The sequence below is a fragment of the Kribbella sp. NPDC006257 genome (genome assembly GCF_040613535.1).
GTDB lineage: Bacteria > Actinomycetota > Actinomycetes > Propionibacteriales > Kribbellaceae > Kribbella.
Map to the genome: position 1 here is coordinate 188,541 of NZ_JBEXSJ010000004.1, position 16,232 is coordinate 204,772.

Genomic DNA, 16,232 nt, shown 5'->3' on the forward strand with positions numbered 1-16,232 from the left:
GCATCCGCAGGCGTTCTCACCCCGAGACTGCGGGCGGACGGTGTCAGTCACGCGACCGTACGCCGAGCGGGCCGAACCCTGGTAGCCGGTCGTCCACAGGGGGTGTGGACAAGCCGTGCATAACCCCGGGATGGGGTGTGCACAGGTTGGGCATATCCCTGTGGATATCTGGGGACAAACATCCACAACCCGGCTCTGACCTGCGGTTTTGCCTGCGCACAACTGTGGAGAAGAAAAAGATTCGATACCCAGGGGTCCGCCGCGTTGTGCACAGGGCGCGCCAGGCACAATGATCCCCATGCCCCTTACCTGGCCGGCCCAGGACCGGGAGATCCTCCGGCTGGCCGTGCCGGCGTTCTTCGCGCTGGTCTCCGAGCCACTCATGCTGCTGGCCGACTCGGCGATCGTCGGACACCTCGGTACGCCGCAACTGGCCGCCCTTGGAGTGGCAGGAACGATCCTGCAGACCCTGGTCGGGATCTGCGTCTTCCTGGCCTACGGCACGACCTCAGCGGTTGCCAGGCGAATCGGTGCAGGCGACCACAAGGGCGCACTCGCACAGGGCATCGACGGACTCTGGCTAGCGCTCCTCCTAGGCGTTGTACTGGCGATTGCCGGTCTACTGCTTGCCCCACTCGCCATAGCTGGCTTCAACCCTTCACCGGACGTCGCGGACTACGCAGTGACCTACCTGCGGATCTCCTGCCTCGGCATACCGTCCATGCTTCTCCTCCTGGCCGCCACCGGCGTACTGCGCGGTCTACAGGACACCAAGACGCCGATGGTCGTCGCGATCACGGCCAACCTGGCCAATATCGGCTTGAACCTTCTCCTGGTCTACGGCCTCGACCTGAACATCGCAGGCTCAGCCCTCGGTACGGCGCTCGCCCAGACCGCCGCCGGTATCGCACTCGTCGTCGTGGTCGTCCGCGGTGCTCGCAGGGACGGCGCCAAACTCCGCCCGGACCGTCCAGGCATCATCGCCTCGGCACACGCCGGCATCCCGCTCGTAGTACGAACCCTGACGCTGCGCGTAGCCATCGTGCTGGTCACCTTCGTAGCCACCTCGCTCGGTACTACGTCAGTCGCAGCGCACCAGGTCGCCTTCACACTCTGGTCGTTCCTCGCCCTGGCGCTGGACGCGATCGCCATCGCTGCCCAGGCGCTGACAGGTCGGTCACTGGGTGCTGGAGACGTCGAACGGACACGAGCGATCACCCGCCGGATGATGTGGTGGGGCTTGGGATCCGGTGTGGTCGGCGGACTCGCTCTCTGGGGACTGCGAGATCTCTACGTGCCTCTGTTCACCACGGACCACGCCGTACGGCACACGTTGGCGGCAGTGCTGCTGGTCGCGGCCATCTCCCAGCCGATCAACGGCGTGGTGTTCGTGCTGGACGGCGTACTGATCGGTGCGGGTGACGGGCCTTACCTGGCCGTCGCTGGGATCATCGCCTTGGTCCTGTTCGTGCCACTCGCGCTCAGCGTGCAGTGGTTCGGCGGTGGCATCGTCGCGTTGTGGTGGGCGTTCAGTGGATACATGCTGCTCCGCTTCCTCACTCTCACTCTGCGGGAGCGCAGCGACAGGTGGCTCGTCACGGGCGCCGTCCGCTAGCTCCAGGGATCGAGAGCGTGCTTGCCGCTGGTTCGCCTTGCTTCAAGCGCAACCAGCAGTTCAGGCCCGTCCGCCAATGCATGCACCTCTGGGCGACCCGGCGTGTAGACGCCCTGAGCAACGAGTTCCAACAGTTCCTTGAGCAACCAGCGATAGACGGCAGGAGCACTGTCAGCCAGTACGCCGATGTGAAGACCCTTGACCTGCACCGGATGAGTGAAGATCAGGTCGTGAGTAGTGAGCGCAGCCTCGCCGGAAGACGCGCCGAAGACAACCACTCGCCCCGTGATCGGCCTAGCGGCAGCCAGGCTGGCACCGAATGTAGCTCGACCTACTGATTCAAGTACTAGGTCAACACCGCCGGTCATACCCAGAAGCTCTTCTGGCGACGTGCTGTCCAAGACGAGGTCAGCACCGAGCGCCCGTACGGCGTCATGCTTCGTCGGCGCAGCAGTAGCGATCACCCGAGCGCCGTAGTGATGAGCGAGGCGAACAGCAGCCTGCCCCACTCCCCCTGCCGCGGCATGGATGAGCACAGTCTCACCCGACTCGACAGCGCCCAGTGGCTTCAGAGCAGCCAACGCGGTCGCCCAGTTCAGTACCAGACCGAGAGCCTCGGCAGCACTCCATCCCGGCGGCACCTCCAGTGCCCCAGCGGCCGGCATCACGACATACTCCGCGAACGCGCCCGCACCGGTCCCGACAACCGTAGTACCGACTGGCAGTAGACCCTCGATGCCTGCGGAGACGATCTCCCCCGCCGCCTCGAAGCCTGCGACGTACGGTGGCTGTGGTCCTCCCCCGTAGCGCCCATATGTCTGGCTGACATCGGCGAAGTTGACTCCCGCAGCAGTCACGCGCACCAGGTACTCACCTGGTCCCGGCACAGGGCGGCGTACGTCGGTCAGAACCAGATCTTCCGGCCCGCGGTACGACCGCTGGACCAGTGCACGCATCATTTCCATGCAGGGGAACGTAGAACCCTCACACAGATGTCAAGGTCAAGTGACCTCGCGCAGATAGGCGTCGAGCGCCTCCTGCTGAGCAGTCAGTACTGCGACCCGCTCGGCGAGGCGATCCCGGTACTGCGTCACCTCGTTCACGAACTCGGCGCAGACCGTCTCTGCGCCGAGATGCGGTAGCAGGTCGCGCACCAGCCGGACGGGCAGCCCGGACTCCAGCAGCGAGCGGATCGCCGCGACTCTGTCGATGGTGGACTGACAGTAGTCGCGGTAGCCGTTGCTGAACCGGCCGGGGACGATCAGGCCCTCGTCCTCGTAGTACCTCAGCGATCTCGGGCTCACCCCGCTGGCCTGAGCGGCCGCTCCGATCCTCATACCGCTAACCAACAACACGCGCCGGCCAACGCTTCCCGGTCTCTGTCAGACCGTGAGGTGACCGAGGCGGACGGCCAGGAAGTTCGCCACGACGACCAGCAGGAATACCGCGCCGAGCACCCAGTGGTCCAGTGACCACAGGGCCAGGACCGCCAGGCCGAAGAAGGCGACCTTGACGACGGCGGTGACGACCGGGCTGCCGTAGTCAGCCTTGGGTGCCGCGAACAGTCCCCAGATGACTGCGGCCACGAGCGGCAGTCCGATCGCGAGCAGCAGCTTCACCGGCGTGTTGGGACCGGTCCGCCAGCCCCACCAGGCGAAGATGCCCAGCCCGGCCAGCTCGACCAAGAACAACAACCCCAGATTGCCGACCCGCCAGATTTCCTGCATCGCTGCCACTCCCTCACTTTGCGAGAGCACTGCTCTCTGTTGCTACGAGTGTGAGCGATCGGCGCGCCGAATGCAAGAGCAGCGCTCTCCCAAGTTGCTGCTGCTCGCGAAAGAGGTCATGATCGGAGGATGACGACGCCGAGACAGCGCGCGCATCAGCAGACGATGGACGATATCCTCCGGATAGCTCATCAGCAGCTCAGCACCGAGGGTTCGGCCGGGCTTTCGCTACGGGCCATCGCCCGCGAGCTGGGCCTCGTCTCGTCGGCCATCTACCGGTACGTGCCGAGTCGCGACGAGCTCCTCACGCTGCTGATCGAGGAGTCGTACAACTCGTTCGGCGACGCGGTCGAGGCCGCCGAGGCCCGGTGCCGTCGCGACGAACTGGGCCGCCGCTGGCAGGCGATCGGCCGATCCGTACGCCGGTGGGCCGTCGCCAATCCGGCCGAGTGGGCCTTGCTCTACGGCAGCCCGGTCCCTGGGTACCACGCACCACCTGAGCGGACCACGGCGGCCGGAAGCCGGGTGCCGCTGCTCATTCTTGGACTGCTCGCCGATGCCGAACTGGAGCCGTCCCAGGACGATCCGCCGATGACGGCGGCACTCCACCGCGAACTGGAGCGCGTCAGGCCGTCCCTGCCCGGCGAGCTCCCACCCGAGATCCTTGCGCGCGGGCTACTCGCCTTCTCGTCCCTCTGCGGTCTGGTGAGCCTGGAGCTGTTCGGCCAGTTCACCAACACGGTGACTCAGTTCCCGGCCCACCTGGACCACCAATTGACCAGGTTGGGCGCTCTGCTCGGACTAGACCCCGCGTAGATCGGGTTGACGCTGGTCTATGAACAGACCGGCGGGCGGCTCCTCCACCGGCAAAGGCGGGATCGGGTAGTCGCTGTGCGAGCCGCGACAGGCCGCGAACGGGCCGTCCGGGTCGAGCAACGCCATCATCTGCGGGTCCGCGTGATCGCGCCACCAGACCGACATACCGGTCGCCGGGTCGAGCCGCAGGTGCTCCCAGGCGCGCCAGATCGAGTCCAGCCGGCTCAGCGCCTCGGCGTGCCGGTACCACTCCGGGCACCAGACGAACTGCTGCCCGATCCGCCGGCAGTACAGGTGAACCAGCCGGTCCTCGACGAAGGCGGCGACGTGCGGATAGAAGAGCTCCTGTTCACCATCCACGGCGTCGCTCCTCGCTCTGCCCCCCGACCGCGACCGACGCGGGTGGCGCCTCATGCCCGTACTGCGGGCGCGGGGCCAGCACCTGGTTGCGGCCGGCCGCGATCCAGGCGCCGACGCTGGCCGGCCCGGACGCACCCGGGTCGTGGTGCGCGAGCGAGGCGCGCACGGCACCGGCGTACGGGCCGCTCATCCAGGGCACGGTCTTGATCATCGTCGCGGGGATCCCGGACGGGAACACCACCGCGCGTCCGGGCGGCATCGAGGCGAGATCGGAGACCTCCATGATGTGCTGCCGCTGGGTCTGCTTGCTGGTACTGCGTTCGCCCTTGCTGTACGACACCGAGTTGACGGTGATGTCGTAGTCGCCGATCAGCTTGCTCAGCCGCTCGAGGAAGTTGGCGTCGGACACACCACCGCCGTACACGCGGATGTTCGCCGCGGACCAAAGCTTCTCCATGCCGCGCTCGCCCCAGCACTCCACACCCTGCGCCCAGGACTGCAGGATCGTCATCAGCACGATGCCGCGGGAGCCGAAGTGGCTGTAGAGGTCGGGCAGGTCCTTCCAGCGGCAGACATTGGCGGCCTCGTCCAGTACGCCGACCAGCGGGCTCGGCATCCGCCCACCGGCGCAGGTCTTCGCGTAGTCCTCGGCTGCTTCAACGACGGCCACCGTCAACGCGGTGACCAGCGGGCCCGCAGTGCCGGCGCCTTCCTTGGACAGGCTGTACAGCGTGCCGCCCTCGCGGACGAACTGGTACGGGTCGAACTGCGGCCGGTTGTCCTTCGGCCCGTTCGGGATGACCCAGCGGGTGATGTTGCGGTTGATCAGGAAGTGCGCGCTCTGCTGTGCGGTGCCGTAGATGCCACCGCGTTGCTTGTCCGGCGCGCTGATCACACCGGCGAGCGCGTCCGCAGACAGCTGCAGACCTGGCGTGGATCGCAGGATCCGCTCCGGCTCGTCGTTGCGCGGATCGGCCAGCCAGGAGTACATCTGGGTGATCGGGCGCTTCGCGACGGCGGCGGCGAGCAGTAGGCCGGCCAGCAGATCGGTGCCGGCGGCATCGAAGAAGGCGTCGGTGCGTGCGGTCTCGGACCGCTGCGATGCGACGAAGTGCTCCGCGAGCTGGCGGGCCTTCGTCTCGTCGGTGATGTAGCTGAGCGGGTTCCACCACCAGCGGGGCTCCTCACCGCACACTTCCTGCGGATCAAACACCCAGACCGGCCCCTTGGCCGCCCGCGGATCCCGGGTCGCGTCAACGATGTCCCGCTTGTTGGAGGTAACGATCACCGCTCCGGGCGCATCCAAAATCGCTGGTATTGCCCGCGAACTGGTCTTGCCACTTCTTGGTCCCCAGATATCTAGGTGCAGGTCTTCCCAGGAGCCGAAGACTTCGAGGTTGTCGCGGACCGTGCGGCCGATCATGACGCCGGGACCGGCCTGGCCGGCGCCGAGCCGGTCGGCGATCTCTTGGGCGCCTCGCCGAGTCAGCTTGTAGATCTCGCTGCGTTTCGACATCAGCTGGGCAGAGCGGTCGACGCGCGAACCAAGCCTGCGCATCCTGACGACGAGGTAGTAGCCGCCGCCGACGATTGCGGCGAGGACGACAAGTTCAAGCACCAGTACGCCGGACGCGGCGCCCGACCACTCGAGCCGGTCGTTGACCAGGTCGATGATCGCGCCGACCGGATTGCCTCGTACGCCGATAGTGCTGTTGATCGCCGCGGCGATCTTGAGCGATGACCAGATCCCGCCGACCAGGACCACGAACAATCCAATGCCGACGAAGACCAGGATCGACTCGCCAGAAAGCCCCACCGGCCCCGTGGATTTCTTGCCCTGGGCCATCAGAGTCCTCCGCCCGGAGTCAGTGCCTCGGCCCCGGTGTGCTGGCTCCGGATGGTAGACACTCCCTCCCCCACGCCGGCCTTGGCGGTGATCCGGTACTCCTCCACGCCGGCCTTGGTGGTGATCCGGGTGGCCGGGTCCGGCGGGGGCAAGGTGGTCGGGTCGTCGAAGGTGTACTCGGCGACGACCTCCTGCGTCCCGTCCTCGCCGATCTCCACCTTCAGCGGGCGGCCGTCGGCGCCGGTCTTCCACAGCTTGTTGGTGTCGTTGATCTCCCGCTCGACCGAGGTGAGCGCGACGTGCACCGGGATCCCCGGCCGGCCACCGACCTTGACCAGGAAGTTCCCCCGGCCCGGCGGCGCCGCCTCTTCACCGGTGGCTGGATCCCAGGCCGGCGGATCCTGCCAGCCGATGAGCATGTTCTGCTCCTCGCCGGACAGCGGTACGACGGCGGTCAGGTTCTCCATCTCGGCCCGGGGCAGGCCGCCGCAGATCACCATCCCGGACCGCTCGACGAAACCCTTCGCCTTCATCCGGTCCTCGGAGTGCTCCAGCGCGAGCAGGTCGGACATGGTGTGCGAGATCATCGCCGTCCCGACCCCGCGCTGCCGGTTCAACCGGGTCAGGGCGTCGACCCGGTCGACCAGGCCGCGGCCGGCCCGTAGTACGCGCCAAAGCTCGTCGAGGATCACGAAGTAGTGCCGTCGCGGCTCCAGCCCCGCGTCGGCCAGCGCCTGCGAGACCGCGACCGCGCCGAAGCCGTACGACCAGCAGGCGAGCAGCACGGCGGCCTGCAGGCTGGTCTCGGAGTCGTCGATGTTGGACACGTCGAACACGACCGGGCGGTCCATCGCCATCGGCTGGTCGGTCTGCTCGGAGAAGATCTCACCGAGGCGGCCACCGCCGGCCAGCCCGATGAGAGACGCCTCGAGGCCCTCGGTGATCTGCCGGTAGCGCTCGATGCTGCCGCGGTCCAGGGCGACGTGACGAACCCGGTCCGGGGCATCTTGGACCACTCGCAGCAGATCCCGCAGTACGGGCGTGCCGTGATGGCGTTCGTCGAGGACCTTGAGCGCCTCGTCGATGATGGTCTCTTCACGATCGGTCGGCGGCGCCGAGCGCATGATCGAGATCAACGCCGACACCATCGTCGAGCGCCGCCCGTGCGCATCGGCCTGAATCGCCTGCCGCGCGCTCCCGGTCAGCCGCAACGCCGCCTTCCGCGACTCACCGGGATCAAGCACATTCAGGTGCCCCCGGCCACGACCCAGCTCGATCACCTGCCCACCGAGCGCCTCGATCAGATCCTTGTAGTCCGGCTTCAAATCCCCAAGCACCAACGGCACCACCCCATACCCAGCCAACCCCAGCGCCATCCGCCGAATAATGGTGCTCTTGCCGATCCCGGGTTTGCCGAGGACGAAGGCCGAAGGGTTGGAGATCAGTTTGGCGCGCATGAACCAGCTGATCGGGTCGCAGCACATGGTGGCGCCGGAGAGGATGTTGCGGCCGATCGGTACGCCGACCATCGGGCTGCCGGTGCCGGCCGCGAACGGCCACATCCCGCAGACCTGGACCGTCGTACCGCGCCATTCGTCCGGTGCCTGCAAGTACGTCGAGTAACCACCGCCCCTGCCGGGCCAGCCGCGGGGCATCGGGCGTTTGCCACCCCGCATCGGGTCCACCTTGCTCACCGGGCCTCCCGCGGGCTCATAGGGCTTCCCGGATGCCGGCCGGGACCGACAGGTGGCTCTGCAGGACGATGCCGAGCGGCAGCGCGGCGACGAAGGCGGAGTCCTGCGATCCGTACGCCGGCCGCAGGAGCACCCGGGCGGTGGCGCCGAGGTTGTCGATCGCGGCGATCATGTCGGGCAGCTGCTCGACGGACATCACCGTGCCGGTGACGATCATGCCGAAGTTCACCAGGCCGGCGCCGCGCGCTTCTTCCATCGCCGTACGGTCCGCTGCTCGTGCCTCGGCCAGCGAGCGGGCCGATGGACGGGCCGACGCGGTCGCCCGGAACGAGGCGTTGCGCTTGTCGGCTTCCACCATGCGTGCCGAGGTAGCCGCGTCCAGTGGCCGGTAGAGCATGGTGACGCGCTTGCGGTCGACGTCCGGATGCGGGGCGACCAACTGCGACAGCACGGACGAGAACACCTCACCGCGAGGCGCCTGCGACATCTGCCAGGTCACCGACCAGGCGCTGTCGTGCCGGTACTTGTCCCAGTACGACTGTGCGCCGGCCGGGCCGGCATCGGTCCACTGCAGCTCCGGCGAGATGCCCTGACTACGGGCCTCGTCGATCAGTACTGCGGCGGCCGGGTCGTAGGCGATCCGGACGGTCTCGCAGAGCTCCTGTGCGGTCACCGGCCGGGCCGCGCCGGCACCGGTCGAGGTCAGGCTCTGGGTGAGTGCGGGCAGGCGGGACGCGAGCTCACGGCCCATGTCCTCCTCCTTGCGGCGCTTGCCCTGCCGGTCGGTCCCCTTGAAGGTCAGGGCGACCCGGGCGTTCACCAGCGCGGATCCCTCGGGGTACGTCTGGATCACCTCGGCCAGCATGGCCCGGGCGATCGCCGGGCTGCCGTCCTGCAGGTTGTGGGTGACCTCGCGCCGCAACCTGATGCCCGTGTCGGGTGTGCTCTCTACCGTCACCGAGGCGGCGACGATGCCCGGCTCGTGCCCGAGCGATGCGAGCCACTGACCCCAGTGCGCGACCCAGACGTCCACCTGGTCCTCGTCGACCAGCGAGGCTCCGTCCGGCTCTGCGTTGATGACGACGGTGAAGTGCCGGGTGCTCGGGTAGAAGAGTAGGGCGAACGGGCGACCGTAGGAGTCTTCGAACTCGCTGAGTTGGGAGGCGGCTGCCAGCCCGGGCAGCTGGAACTTGCCCCACGCCGTACGGCCGAGTGGTCCGGATCGGTACACGTTGTGCCTGGCCATCTTTGCTCGCTGCCATCCAATGCGGGTCGACAGCCTCTGCAGGCTGGACTGCCCGTGCTTGTCCTTGGTCATCAGCATCAGCAGCGCGGCACCGACTGCCGTCGTGGAGACGACCGCGCCGGGAATGCCGCCGGCCATGGTGGCCATCAGCGTCACCACCAGGCCGCCCATCATGAGGGCGGTGCCGAGCGTCCCTAGTCCTGCGATGCCCGCCGAGGCCGGCCGACGCCAGTTGCCGTAGGTCCTGGGTGTACTCCGCGGACCTTCAGCCGTTGCCACCTGGTCTCCAGCCCGTCAGCCGGTTGTCACACCAGCAGTGCTTTGACGAGCCCCGTGGCCGAGCCGATCACGATGCAGGCCGCGAGCACCCAGCCGAGCCGGGCGGCATGCTCGCCACCCTCGCCCCGGCGCTGCCCCATGGCCATCATCGCGCCGGCGATCACGACGCCGAGAATGCAGATGGAGAAGGCGATCCAGGTCACCCAGCCGATCACCGTGTTGATCCCGTCGGCCGCGTCGGCCGGCGGTTGGATCCCGATCAGTGGGGCGAGCAGCGGAACGAATTCTGCCGACATCAGAAGAACCTCTCAGTAGGGGGAGGGATAGTCCGCCGGATTCGCCGCGCGCAGCGCGTAGACAGACTCCAGGACTTCGAAAACCTCGTCCGGGGTGTTGTCCGGCGTCGGGTCTTCACCTCGTCGCCATTCCTCGATCCACGGGATGTCCCAGACCCGCGGAACGCCGCCGCCCACGATGTCGGCGAAGTCGTCGAGCACCCGGGGCAATCGGCCCGGGGCATCAGCGATCAGCACCAGGCCGAGCACCGCCACACCCTGGACCACACCGGACGCCCAGTCGCTCGCAGCCCGCTGCGCTGCCCGCAAACCTGAGCCGTGGGTCCGGGCGACCAGTACGACGGGAGTCGGCACCGGTGGCGGCGGGATCGGCCACCGATGATCGGCGGCCCTGCTCCCCGGCAGCAACCGGGAGAGTGTGGACTCCCCGGAACCACCGTGCACACCGACCCACCAGAGCGTGTCGGCAGCGGGAATCGCGAACTTCGGCAGCCGCTGGTCCTCGGCCGACGCGGACGCCCCGTACCGAGGAGCCGACAAGCTCCCCGGCAGGCTGGTGTCCCCCGGCTGCGAGGGACCCTGCTGTGCCTCGACCGGCGATTGTTGCCGATTCCACGGGTTCTGTTGCGGTTGCGTCATGGCCCCTCCTCTCGCGGCAATCTCACGGGCAGTCGCCCAGAGTATTGTCTCGCTTTTCCAGCTGACCTGATGTGGCTTATCCACAGGCAACGATTTTGGCCCTCGATCAGCGCCGGACGAGCCCCGCATCGGGTGAAGAATCAGGGGCCTGTGGACAACGCCATGTTTTCGGCCGGAAGAAGTGCTAGAACGTAGCGCTGAAGGCCGACTACCGAGGGAGTTCTGTGGCTGGGACGAGGGCTGACCGTGGCTGACAAGGACGTCCCGTCCTGGCCGAAGGTCACGATCCGGCTGGTGGACGACCGCACCGCCGACGTGAAGATCGCCGGGCGCAGTCACCCGGTGAATCATCGGGATCCACGCCAGGCAGCGATCGCCTTGGTGGCCGAGCGCTCCGCCCAGCTCGGTCGCGCGGTGCGGGCCACCGCAATCGACCCCGACGGTACGTCGTGGCCGCTGATCATCCACCCGGACGGTCAGGTCGAAGCCGTCGAGGTAGCGAGCAAGAAGAAGCAACGGGACAAGCGTCCTCAGCGACAGCAGCCGATCTGGCCTGTCGTTGCTGCAGTTGCGCTCGCCGTAGTACTGATCGGCGGTACGGCGTTGTATTTGTTGGTGATCCGTGATCCTGGCCCGGCGAAGCCGCCGTCGGCCGGGCGCACCAGGCTTCCCGAGCTACCGAAGCCGGAGATCAAGCCGGACCAGTTCGCGGCCCGGCCCGCGCCGCCTGGCTGGACGACCGACGCCGCGTGGACCATCGACATCAAGCCGGAAACCCATCCGGCCGTCTCGCCGGACGGCCGCGAGGTCGCGGTGATCACGCCTGACCAGAAGCTCGTCGTACTCGACAGCGCCGGCAAGGTGATCTACCAGGACAACGTGCCGCGCGACACGACCAGTCCGGTCTACACCACCGTCGACTCCAAGCCGGTCCTCGCGGCAACGGCACAGGGTTTCTTGTACTACTGGCCCGGGGGCGGCGCGCTGCGGACCACCATCGAACTGCCGGATGCGGCAAAGGTCCAGTTCTTCGGCTCGTCCCCGCTGGTCGACATGGGCGGCGAGGCCGGCGCGAGCGTGGTCAGCGGCGGCCAACTGCACGCCGTACCGAAGCAGCCGCGGTTGTCGACGATCTTGCTTGCCGATGGCAACCGTGCGCTGATGGCGCGGTACGCCGGTCCGTTGTACTGGGGTGAGCCGGACAAGAATCTGGTCGAACTGCCGCTCAAGCCGCCGATCGGGGCCAAGGGCATCAACCACCTCGTCGCGGCGAGCGCCGGCCGGGTGATCGTGCACTGGAACACCGCCAACCCCAAGGAGGTGCTCGTCACGGTGAACTCGACCGCCAACGGCGCCGTCCTCGCGACCTGCCCGGAGGTCGCCGCCGATCAGGCAAAAGGCTGGGTGTGGCTCCCGGACCAGGCCGGCAAGGTCGCCGCGCTCGGTGAGTGCCTGATCAACTTCGCCACCGGCAAGACCTCCGTGGTCCCCCAGTTCCAGCCGCTCTCGATAACCCAGACCACGATCTTCGGCCAGATCAAGAGCGACCTGGTCTCAACCGTGCCCGGCGGCAAGCTCATCCACCTCCAGCCCAACACCGCGCGCCCCTGGGGCGTCGCCGGCACCCACGCCATAGTCGTCCACGACTCCGTCCTCTACGCCCTGGCCAAGAAGTGACCCCGCGACACCGCCCCCCGCCGCCCGACCGCGTCGCCCGACCAGATCACGCCGTACGCCGGAAGGCGACGCGGCATCGGCGAGCAGCGGCCGTGGTTTCTGCCGTGCTACTTCTCGGAGGATTCGGAACGACGCCATTGCTCGCCTCGGCCGACAACAACGACCCCCGCCCACCCGACTGGCCAACCCTCCAGCCCCCCACCAAAGGCGGCCCCGACCAATCCGACCCCCGCCCCACCATCCCACCAACCGTCAAACCACCGGACGTGGTGAACGACGAAGACCCAAGACCACCCGACTGGCCCGCCCCAAAACAGATCTGACCGCCCTAGAGCGCAGCCGACAACTCCCGGTCTTCTGAGTCGAGAGAGATGGGGAACGCAAAACGGTCCAAGCCGGATAGGGCCGGCAGGTGTGAGGGGTTGGGAAGCGGTTCGCTCTCCGGAGAAGGGCGTCGTGTCGACGCGGAGAAACAGAACGGCCCGCTTCCTCTGGGAGGGAGCGGGCCGGGCTGGTGGTGCTGGGTCAGACTGCTACTACCTCTAGGCGGACCGTGGCGGCCACGTCGGGGTGTAGCTGGACGGAGACGGCGTGCTTGCCGGTCGTCTTGATCGGGGAACCGATGTTGATGACCCGCTTCTCGAGCAGCGGTCCGCCGGCCGACTTGATCGCGCCGGCGACGTCCGCCGGGGTGACCGAGCCGAACAGGCGACCGGTCTCGCCGGCCTTCACGTCCAGAGAGACAGTGAGCTGCTCGAGCTGGTTCTTGACCTCGCTCGCGTGCTCCTTGCCCTGGATCGCCCGGGCGTCACGCGCCCGCTTGATCGACTGGATCTGCTTCTCGGCTCCACGGGTCCAGCCGATGGCCAGACCACGCGGTACGAGGTAGTTCCGGCCGTAGCCGTCCTTGACCTCGACGATGTCGCCGGGGGCTCCGAGGCCCTCTACTTCCTGCGCCAGGATGAGCTTCATGTCTCAGACCTCCCTCAGCGAGCGGTGCTCGTGTAAGGCAGCAAAGCGACCTCACGAGCGTTCTTGATTGCGGTGGCCACGTCGCGCTGGTGCTGCACGCAGTTGCCCGTCACCCGGCGCGCGCGGATCTTGCCGCGGTCGGAGATGAACTTGCGCAGCAGCGCGGTGTCCTTGTAATCGACGTACGTTGCCTTGTCCTTGCAGAAGCCGCAGACCTTCTTCTTCGGCTTCCGAATGATCTTGGCCATTGTGGTGCTCTCTTCCTACTACTAGAGCCCGGCTACTGCCGGAATGGTCACTCGGAAAAATGTCCTGCAGCGGATCAGAACGGAGGCTCTTCCATCGAGCCGCCGCCACCCTGACCTGCCCAGGGGTCGTTCGCCGGGGCGGCCTGGCCGCCCCCACCCTGCGGGGTCGCCCAGGGGTCGTTCTGCGGGGCGCCGCCACCTTGGCCGCCGCCGAAGCCGCCACCCTGGTTGCCGCCACCGCCGCCGAAACCACCACCGCCCTGGTTGCCACCACCGCCACCACCGAAGCCACCGCCGTCGGAGCGTGAGGTCTTGGAGATCTTCAGCGTCGCGTACCGCATGCTGGCGCCGATCTCTTCGACGTCACACTCGAAGACGGTCCGCTTGTTCCCCTCGCGGTCGTCGTAGCTACGTGCCTTCAACCGGCCGTGCACGACGACCCGGGAACCGCGGGTCAGAGACTCGGCAACATTCTCGGCAACCTGACGCCAGACGGCGCACGAGATGAAGAGGGTCTCCCCGTCTTTCCACTCGTTGGTTTGCCGATCCAGCGTCCGCGGGGTCGACGCGATGGTGAAATTCGCCACCGCGGCGCCCGAGGGCGTGAACCGCAGTTCCGGATCACCCGTCAGGTTTCCGATCAGGGTGATGGGGGGTTCGCCTGCCATTGCCGTTCCTCCTGCAATCGGGTGTGTCTGTGTCTACAGCTATCAATACCGGTAACGACCGACACCGAAGGCTGTTTGACGACCCTCAGGGATCAGTGCTGGTCCGGACGGATGACCTTTGTCCGGAGAATCGACTCGTTCAGCGTGAGCTGACGGTCGAGTTCCTTCACCACTGCCGGCTCGGCAGTCAGGTCGATGATGGCGTAAATGCCTTCGGACTTCTTCTTGACGTCGTAGGCCAGCTTGCGGCGGCCCCAGATGTCGAGCTTCTCGACCGTTCCACCTTCCTTGCGGACGATGTTCAGGTACGTGTCCAGCGACGGCTCGACGGTACGCTCTTCGAGCTCAGGGTCGAGGATCACCATGACTTCATAACGACGCATGCGCGAACTCCACCTCCTTCGGACTTGGCGGCCACGGTCTCTCCGTGGCAGGAGGGCGATGCGGTGCGCTCTTCGCCGACAATCGCCGTCGGCTCAAGCAGTAAGCCCGGTCGAAGGACCGGGCCAACACTGACAGAATACCAGTCTCCGGACAGCCCCCTGACCACTTATCCACAGGACTGACCGGGCGATATCGCGCTCCCAGAAGTCACTTCCGCCTCAACAGCCGCCCCAGCCATCCGCGCACCGGATACCGGTCTCAGCGCGCGGAAGGTCTCGGGCGTGGGCGTCGCAGCAGGTCAGGCAGCTCGTGGGGCGCCGCTCGGATTCCGGCATCGTGGTGTGGTTGTGGAACTGTCGGTGGGCGGTCATAGGGTGCCTGTATGAGCTTGAAACTTGGTGCGCACGTCGATCAGGACGACCCGCTGGCGGAGGCCGCGGACCGGGGTGCGGACCTGGTCCAGTTCTTCCTCGGCGATCCGCAGGGGTGGAAGGGCCCGAAGGTGTCGTACGCCGACGGGGCCGACGCCCTGCGTGAGCGGGCTGCCGCGGACGGTGTCGATCTCTACGTGCACGCGCCGTACGTGCTGAACGTCGCGACGCTGAACAACCGGATCCGGATCCCGAGCCGCAAGCTGCTGCAGCAGACGCTGGACAAGGCGGCCGAGGTCGGTGTGAAGGGCGTCATCGTGCACGGCGGGCACGTCGGCAAGGGGGACGACCCGGAGACCGGGTTCGACAACTGGCGTAAGTGCATCGAGCGCGCGGAGCTGCCGGTGCCGTTGCTGATCGAGAACACCGCAGGTGGCGACAACGCGATGGCGCGGCAGCTGGACCGGATCGCGCGGTTGTGGGAAGCGGTGCAGGATTCCGGGAACGACAATCTCGCCAACGTCGGGTTCTGCCTGGACACCTGTCACTTCCACGCCGGTGGCGAGGACCTGGACACGGTCGTCGAGAAGGTGCTGGCGATCACCGGGCGGATCGATCTCGTGCACGCCAACGGTTCGCGGGACGCCTTCGGTTCTGGGGCCGACCGGCACAGCAACTTCGAAGAGGGCGAGATCGACCCCGCGAAGATCGTTGCGGTCGTGAAGTCGGCCGGCGCCCCGGTCGTCGTCGAAACCCCGAACGGCGATCACGGCCAGAAGGCCGACATCGACTACCTCCGATCCCACCTGAACTAATCCCCCGTACTACGAACGCTAACGCGGCTGCCGGTGAGCAGTCGGGTGCGGGTTTACTGCGGAGGCACGCGAGGGATTGCAGCACGAGTGCGGCGTACTGCTGGCGCGTAGTTCGCTGGTACTGCGAGGCGCTGGCGCGGCTGCAGGCACGCGGCCGGCCGCAGGGTGAGTAGTCGGGGCGGGGCTATTGGTTTGTGGGTTTGGTTTCGTTGAGGTTGTGGAGCCAGTAGGTGATGCCCCAGGGGAGTAGTAGGGCCAAGGTGCCGGTGTAGTGGTTTGGGAGGGCGGCGGCTGAGGCTACTGCGATCAGGAGTGGCGCTACGGAGAGCTGGAAGACCGTGGCGCGGCCGGCGATTGACGTGGACAGCTGCAGGCGGCCGAGGGCGCAGGCGGCGTACAGGGCGGCAAGGGTCACGGTGGCTAGGACTATCAGGGCTGTGCAGACCCAGGCGAGGGTGCTGAAGGAGCTGGTGACCTTCGCTGCGATGAAGAGCAGGGTGAGGGCGCTCAGGGCGGAGCAGGCCCAGTAGATGTGTGCACGTGCTTCAGCGGCCGCCATGCGCGGACGGTACCTCAGCA

General features: G+C 67.2%; 18 protein-coding genes. 4 read left to right on the plus strand and 14 right to left on the minus strand.

The features are described from left to right. Positions 1–298 precede the first annotated feature (298 nt). A complete protein-coding gene (locus tag ABZ004_RS07040) occupies positions 299–1,615 on the plus strand; it encodes an MATE family efflux transporter (RefSeq protein ID WP_355678848.1) in 1,317 nt (438 codons plus the stop codon). Here the strand turns inward: ABZ004_RS07040 and ABZ004_RS07045 are convergent. The 3 genes from ABZ004_RS07045 to ABZ004_RS07055 are packed head-to-tail and all read right to left on the minus strand — an operon-like array spanning position 1,612 to position 3,342. Beyond that, entirely contained in the window at positions 1,612–2,580 is a 969-nt protein-coding gene (locus ABZ004_RS07045) for a zinc-binding dehydrogenase (protein WP_355678849.1), read from the minus strand. The genes ABZ004_RS07040 and ABZ004_RS07045 overlap by 4 nt on opposite strands. Before the next feature lie 36 nt (positions 2,581–2,616). Further along, positions 2,617–2,952: a MerR family transcriptional regulator gene (locus ABZ004_RS07050; RefSeq protein WP_355678850.1), complete on the minus strand. Its 336-nt coding sequence runs from the start codon at positions 2,950–2,952 to the stop codon at positions 2,617–2,619. A 45-nt stretch (positions 2,953–2,997) separates the two neighbouring features. Then, complete coding sequence (locus ABZ004_RS07055) at positions 2,998–3,342, minus strand: YrdB family protein (RefSeq protein ID WP_355678851.1); 345 nt, start codon at positions 3,340–3,342, stop codon at positions 2,998–3,000. 129 nt (positions 3,343–3,471) lie between these two features. Here ABZ004_RS07055 and ABZ004_RS07060 point away from each other — a divergent pair, with 129 nt between their 5' ends. Continuing rightward, entirely contained in the window at positions 3,472–4,158 is a 687-nt protein-coding gene (locus ABZ004_RS07060) for a TetR/AcrR family transcriptional regulator (RefSeq protein WP_355678852.1), read from the plus strand. On the opposite strand, the gene ABZ004_RS07065 is transcribed toward ABZ004_RS07060, so the two are convergent. The 6 genes from ABZ004_RS07065 to ABZ004_RS07090 are packed head-to-tail and all read right to left on the minus strand — an operon-like array spanning position 4,144 to position 10,518. Next, positions 4,144–4,518 carry a DUF4913 domain-containing protein gene (locus ABZ004_RS07065; protein WP_355678853.1) on the minus strand — a complete coding sequence of 125 codons (375 nt, stop codon included), beginning with the start codon at positions 4,516–4,518 and terminating at the stop codon, positions 4,144–4,146. The genes ABZ004_RS07060 and ABZ004_RS07065 overlap by 15 nt on opposite strands. Further along, complete coding sequence (locus ABZ004_RS07070; protein ID WP_355678854.1) at positions 4,508–6,364, minus strand: TraM recognition domain-containing protein; 1,857 nt, start codon at positions 6,362–6,364, stop codon at positions 4,508–4,510. Before ABZ004_RS07070 ends, ABZ004_RS07065 begins: the two co-directional genes overlap by 11 nt. Continuing rightward, entirely contained in the window at positions 6,364–8,058 is a 1,695-nt protein-coding gene (locus ABZ004_RS07075; RefSeq protein ID WP_355678855.1) for an ATP/GTP-binding protein, read from the minus strand. The genes ABZ004_RS07070 and ABZ004_RS07075 overlap by 1 nt, the downstream gene beginning before the upstream one ends. Positions 8,059–8,074: 16 nt before the next feature. Beyond that, entirely contained in the window at positions 8,075–9,583 is a 1,509-nt protein-coding gene (locus ABZ004_RS07080; RefSeq protein ID WP_355678856.1) for an SCO6880 family protein, read from the minus strand. A 26-nt stretch (positions 9,584–9,609) separates the two neighbouring features. Then, positions 9,610–9,879 (minus strand): conjugal transfer protein TrbC, encoded by a 270-nt coding sequence (locus ABZ004_RS07085; RefSeq protein ID WP_355678857.1) that lies wholly within the window; start codon positions 9,877–9,879, stop codon positions 9,610–9,612. 12 nt (positions 9,880–9,891) lie between these two features. Then, entirely contained in the window at positions 9,892–10,518 is a 627-nt protein-coding gene (locus ABZ004_RS07090; RefSeq protein ID WP_355678858.1) for a DUF6668 family protein, read from the minus strand. A 246-nt stretch (positions 10,519–10,764) separates the two neighbouring features. On the opposite strand from ABZ004_RS07090, the gene ABZ004_RS07095 reads away from it, so the two are divergent. Then, positions 10,765–12,195, plus strand: a complete 1,431-nt coding sequence (locus tag ABZ004_RS07095) for a hypothetical protein (RefSeq protein ID WP_355678859.1) — start codon at positions 10,765–10,767, stop codon at positions 12,193–12,195. A 525-nt stretch (positions 12,196–12,720) separates the two neighbouring features. Here the strand turns inward: ABZ004_RS07095 and rplI are convergent. From rplI to rpsF, 4 genes are all read right to left on the minus strand, one after another. After that, a complete protein-coding gene (gene rplI, locus ABZ004_RS07100) occupies positions 12,721–13,167 on the minus strand; it encodes a 50S ribosomal protein L9 (protein WP_355678860.1) in 447 nt (148 codons plus the stop codon). Between the two features lie 14 nt (positions 13,168–13,181). Continuing rightward, positions 13,182–13,415 (minus strand): 30S ribosomal protein S18, encoded by a 234-nt coding sequence (gene rpsR, locus ABZ004_RS07105; protein WP_012924539.1) that lies wholly within the window; start codon positions 13,413–13,415, stop codon positions 13,182–13,184. Between the two features lie 74 nt (positions 13,416–13,489). Next, positions 13,490–14,083, minus strand: coding sequence for a single-stranded DNA-binding protein (locus ABZ004_RS07110; protein ID WP_355678861.1), 594 nt, complete (start codon positions 14,081–14,083; stop codon positions 13,490–13,492). 92 nt (positions 14,084–14,175) lie between these two features. Beyond that, positions 14,176–14,466: a 30S ribosomal protein S6 gene (gene rpsF / locus ABZ004_RS07115; protein WP_112245171.1), complete on the minus strand. Its 291-nt coding sequence runs from the start codon at positions 14,464–14,466 to the stop codon at positions 14,176–14,178. A 383-nt stretch (positions 14,467–14,849) separates the two neighbouring features. Here rpsF and ABZ004_RS07120 point away from each other — a divergent pair, with 383 nt between their 5' ends. Continuing rightward, on the plus strand, positions 14,850–15,653 hold the full coding sequence (locus tag ABZ004_RS07120) for a deoxyribonuclease IV (RefSeq protein ID WP_355678862.1): 804 nt from the start codon (positions 14,850–14,852) through the stop codon (positions 15,651–15,653). A 184-nt stretch (positions 15,654–15,837) separates the two neighbouring features. Here the strand turns inward: ABZ004_RS07120 and ABZ004_RS07125 are convergent, their stop codons facing one another. Further along, on the minus strand, positions 15,838–16,212 hold the full coding sequence (locus tag ABZ004_RS07125) for a hypothetical protein (protein ID WP_355678863.1): 375 nt from the start codon (positions 16,210–16,212) through the stop codon (positions 15,838–15,840). Positions 16,213–16,232: the final 20 nt, after the last annotated feature.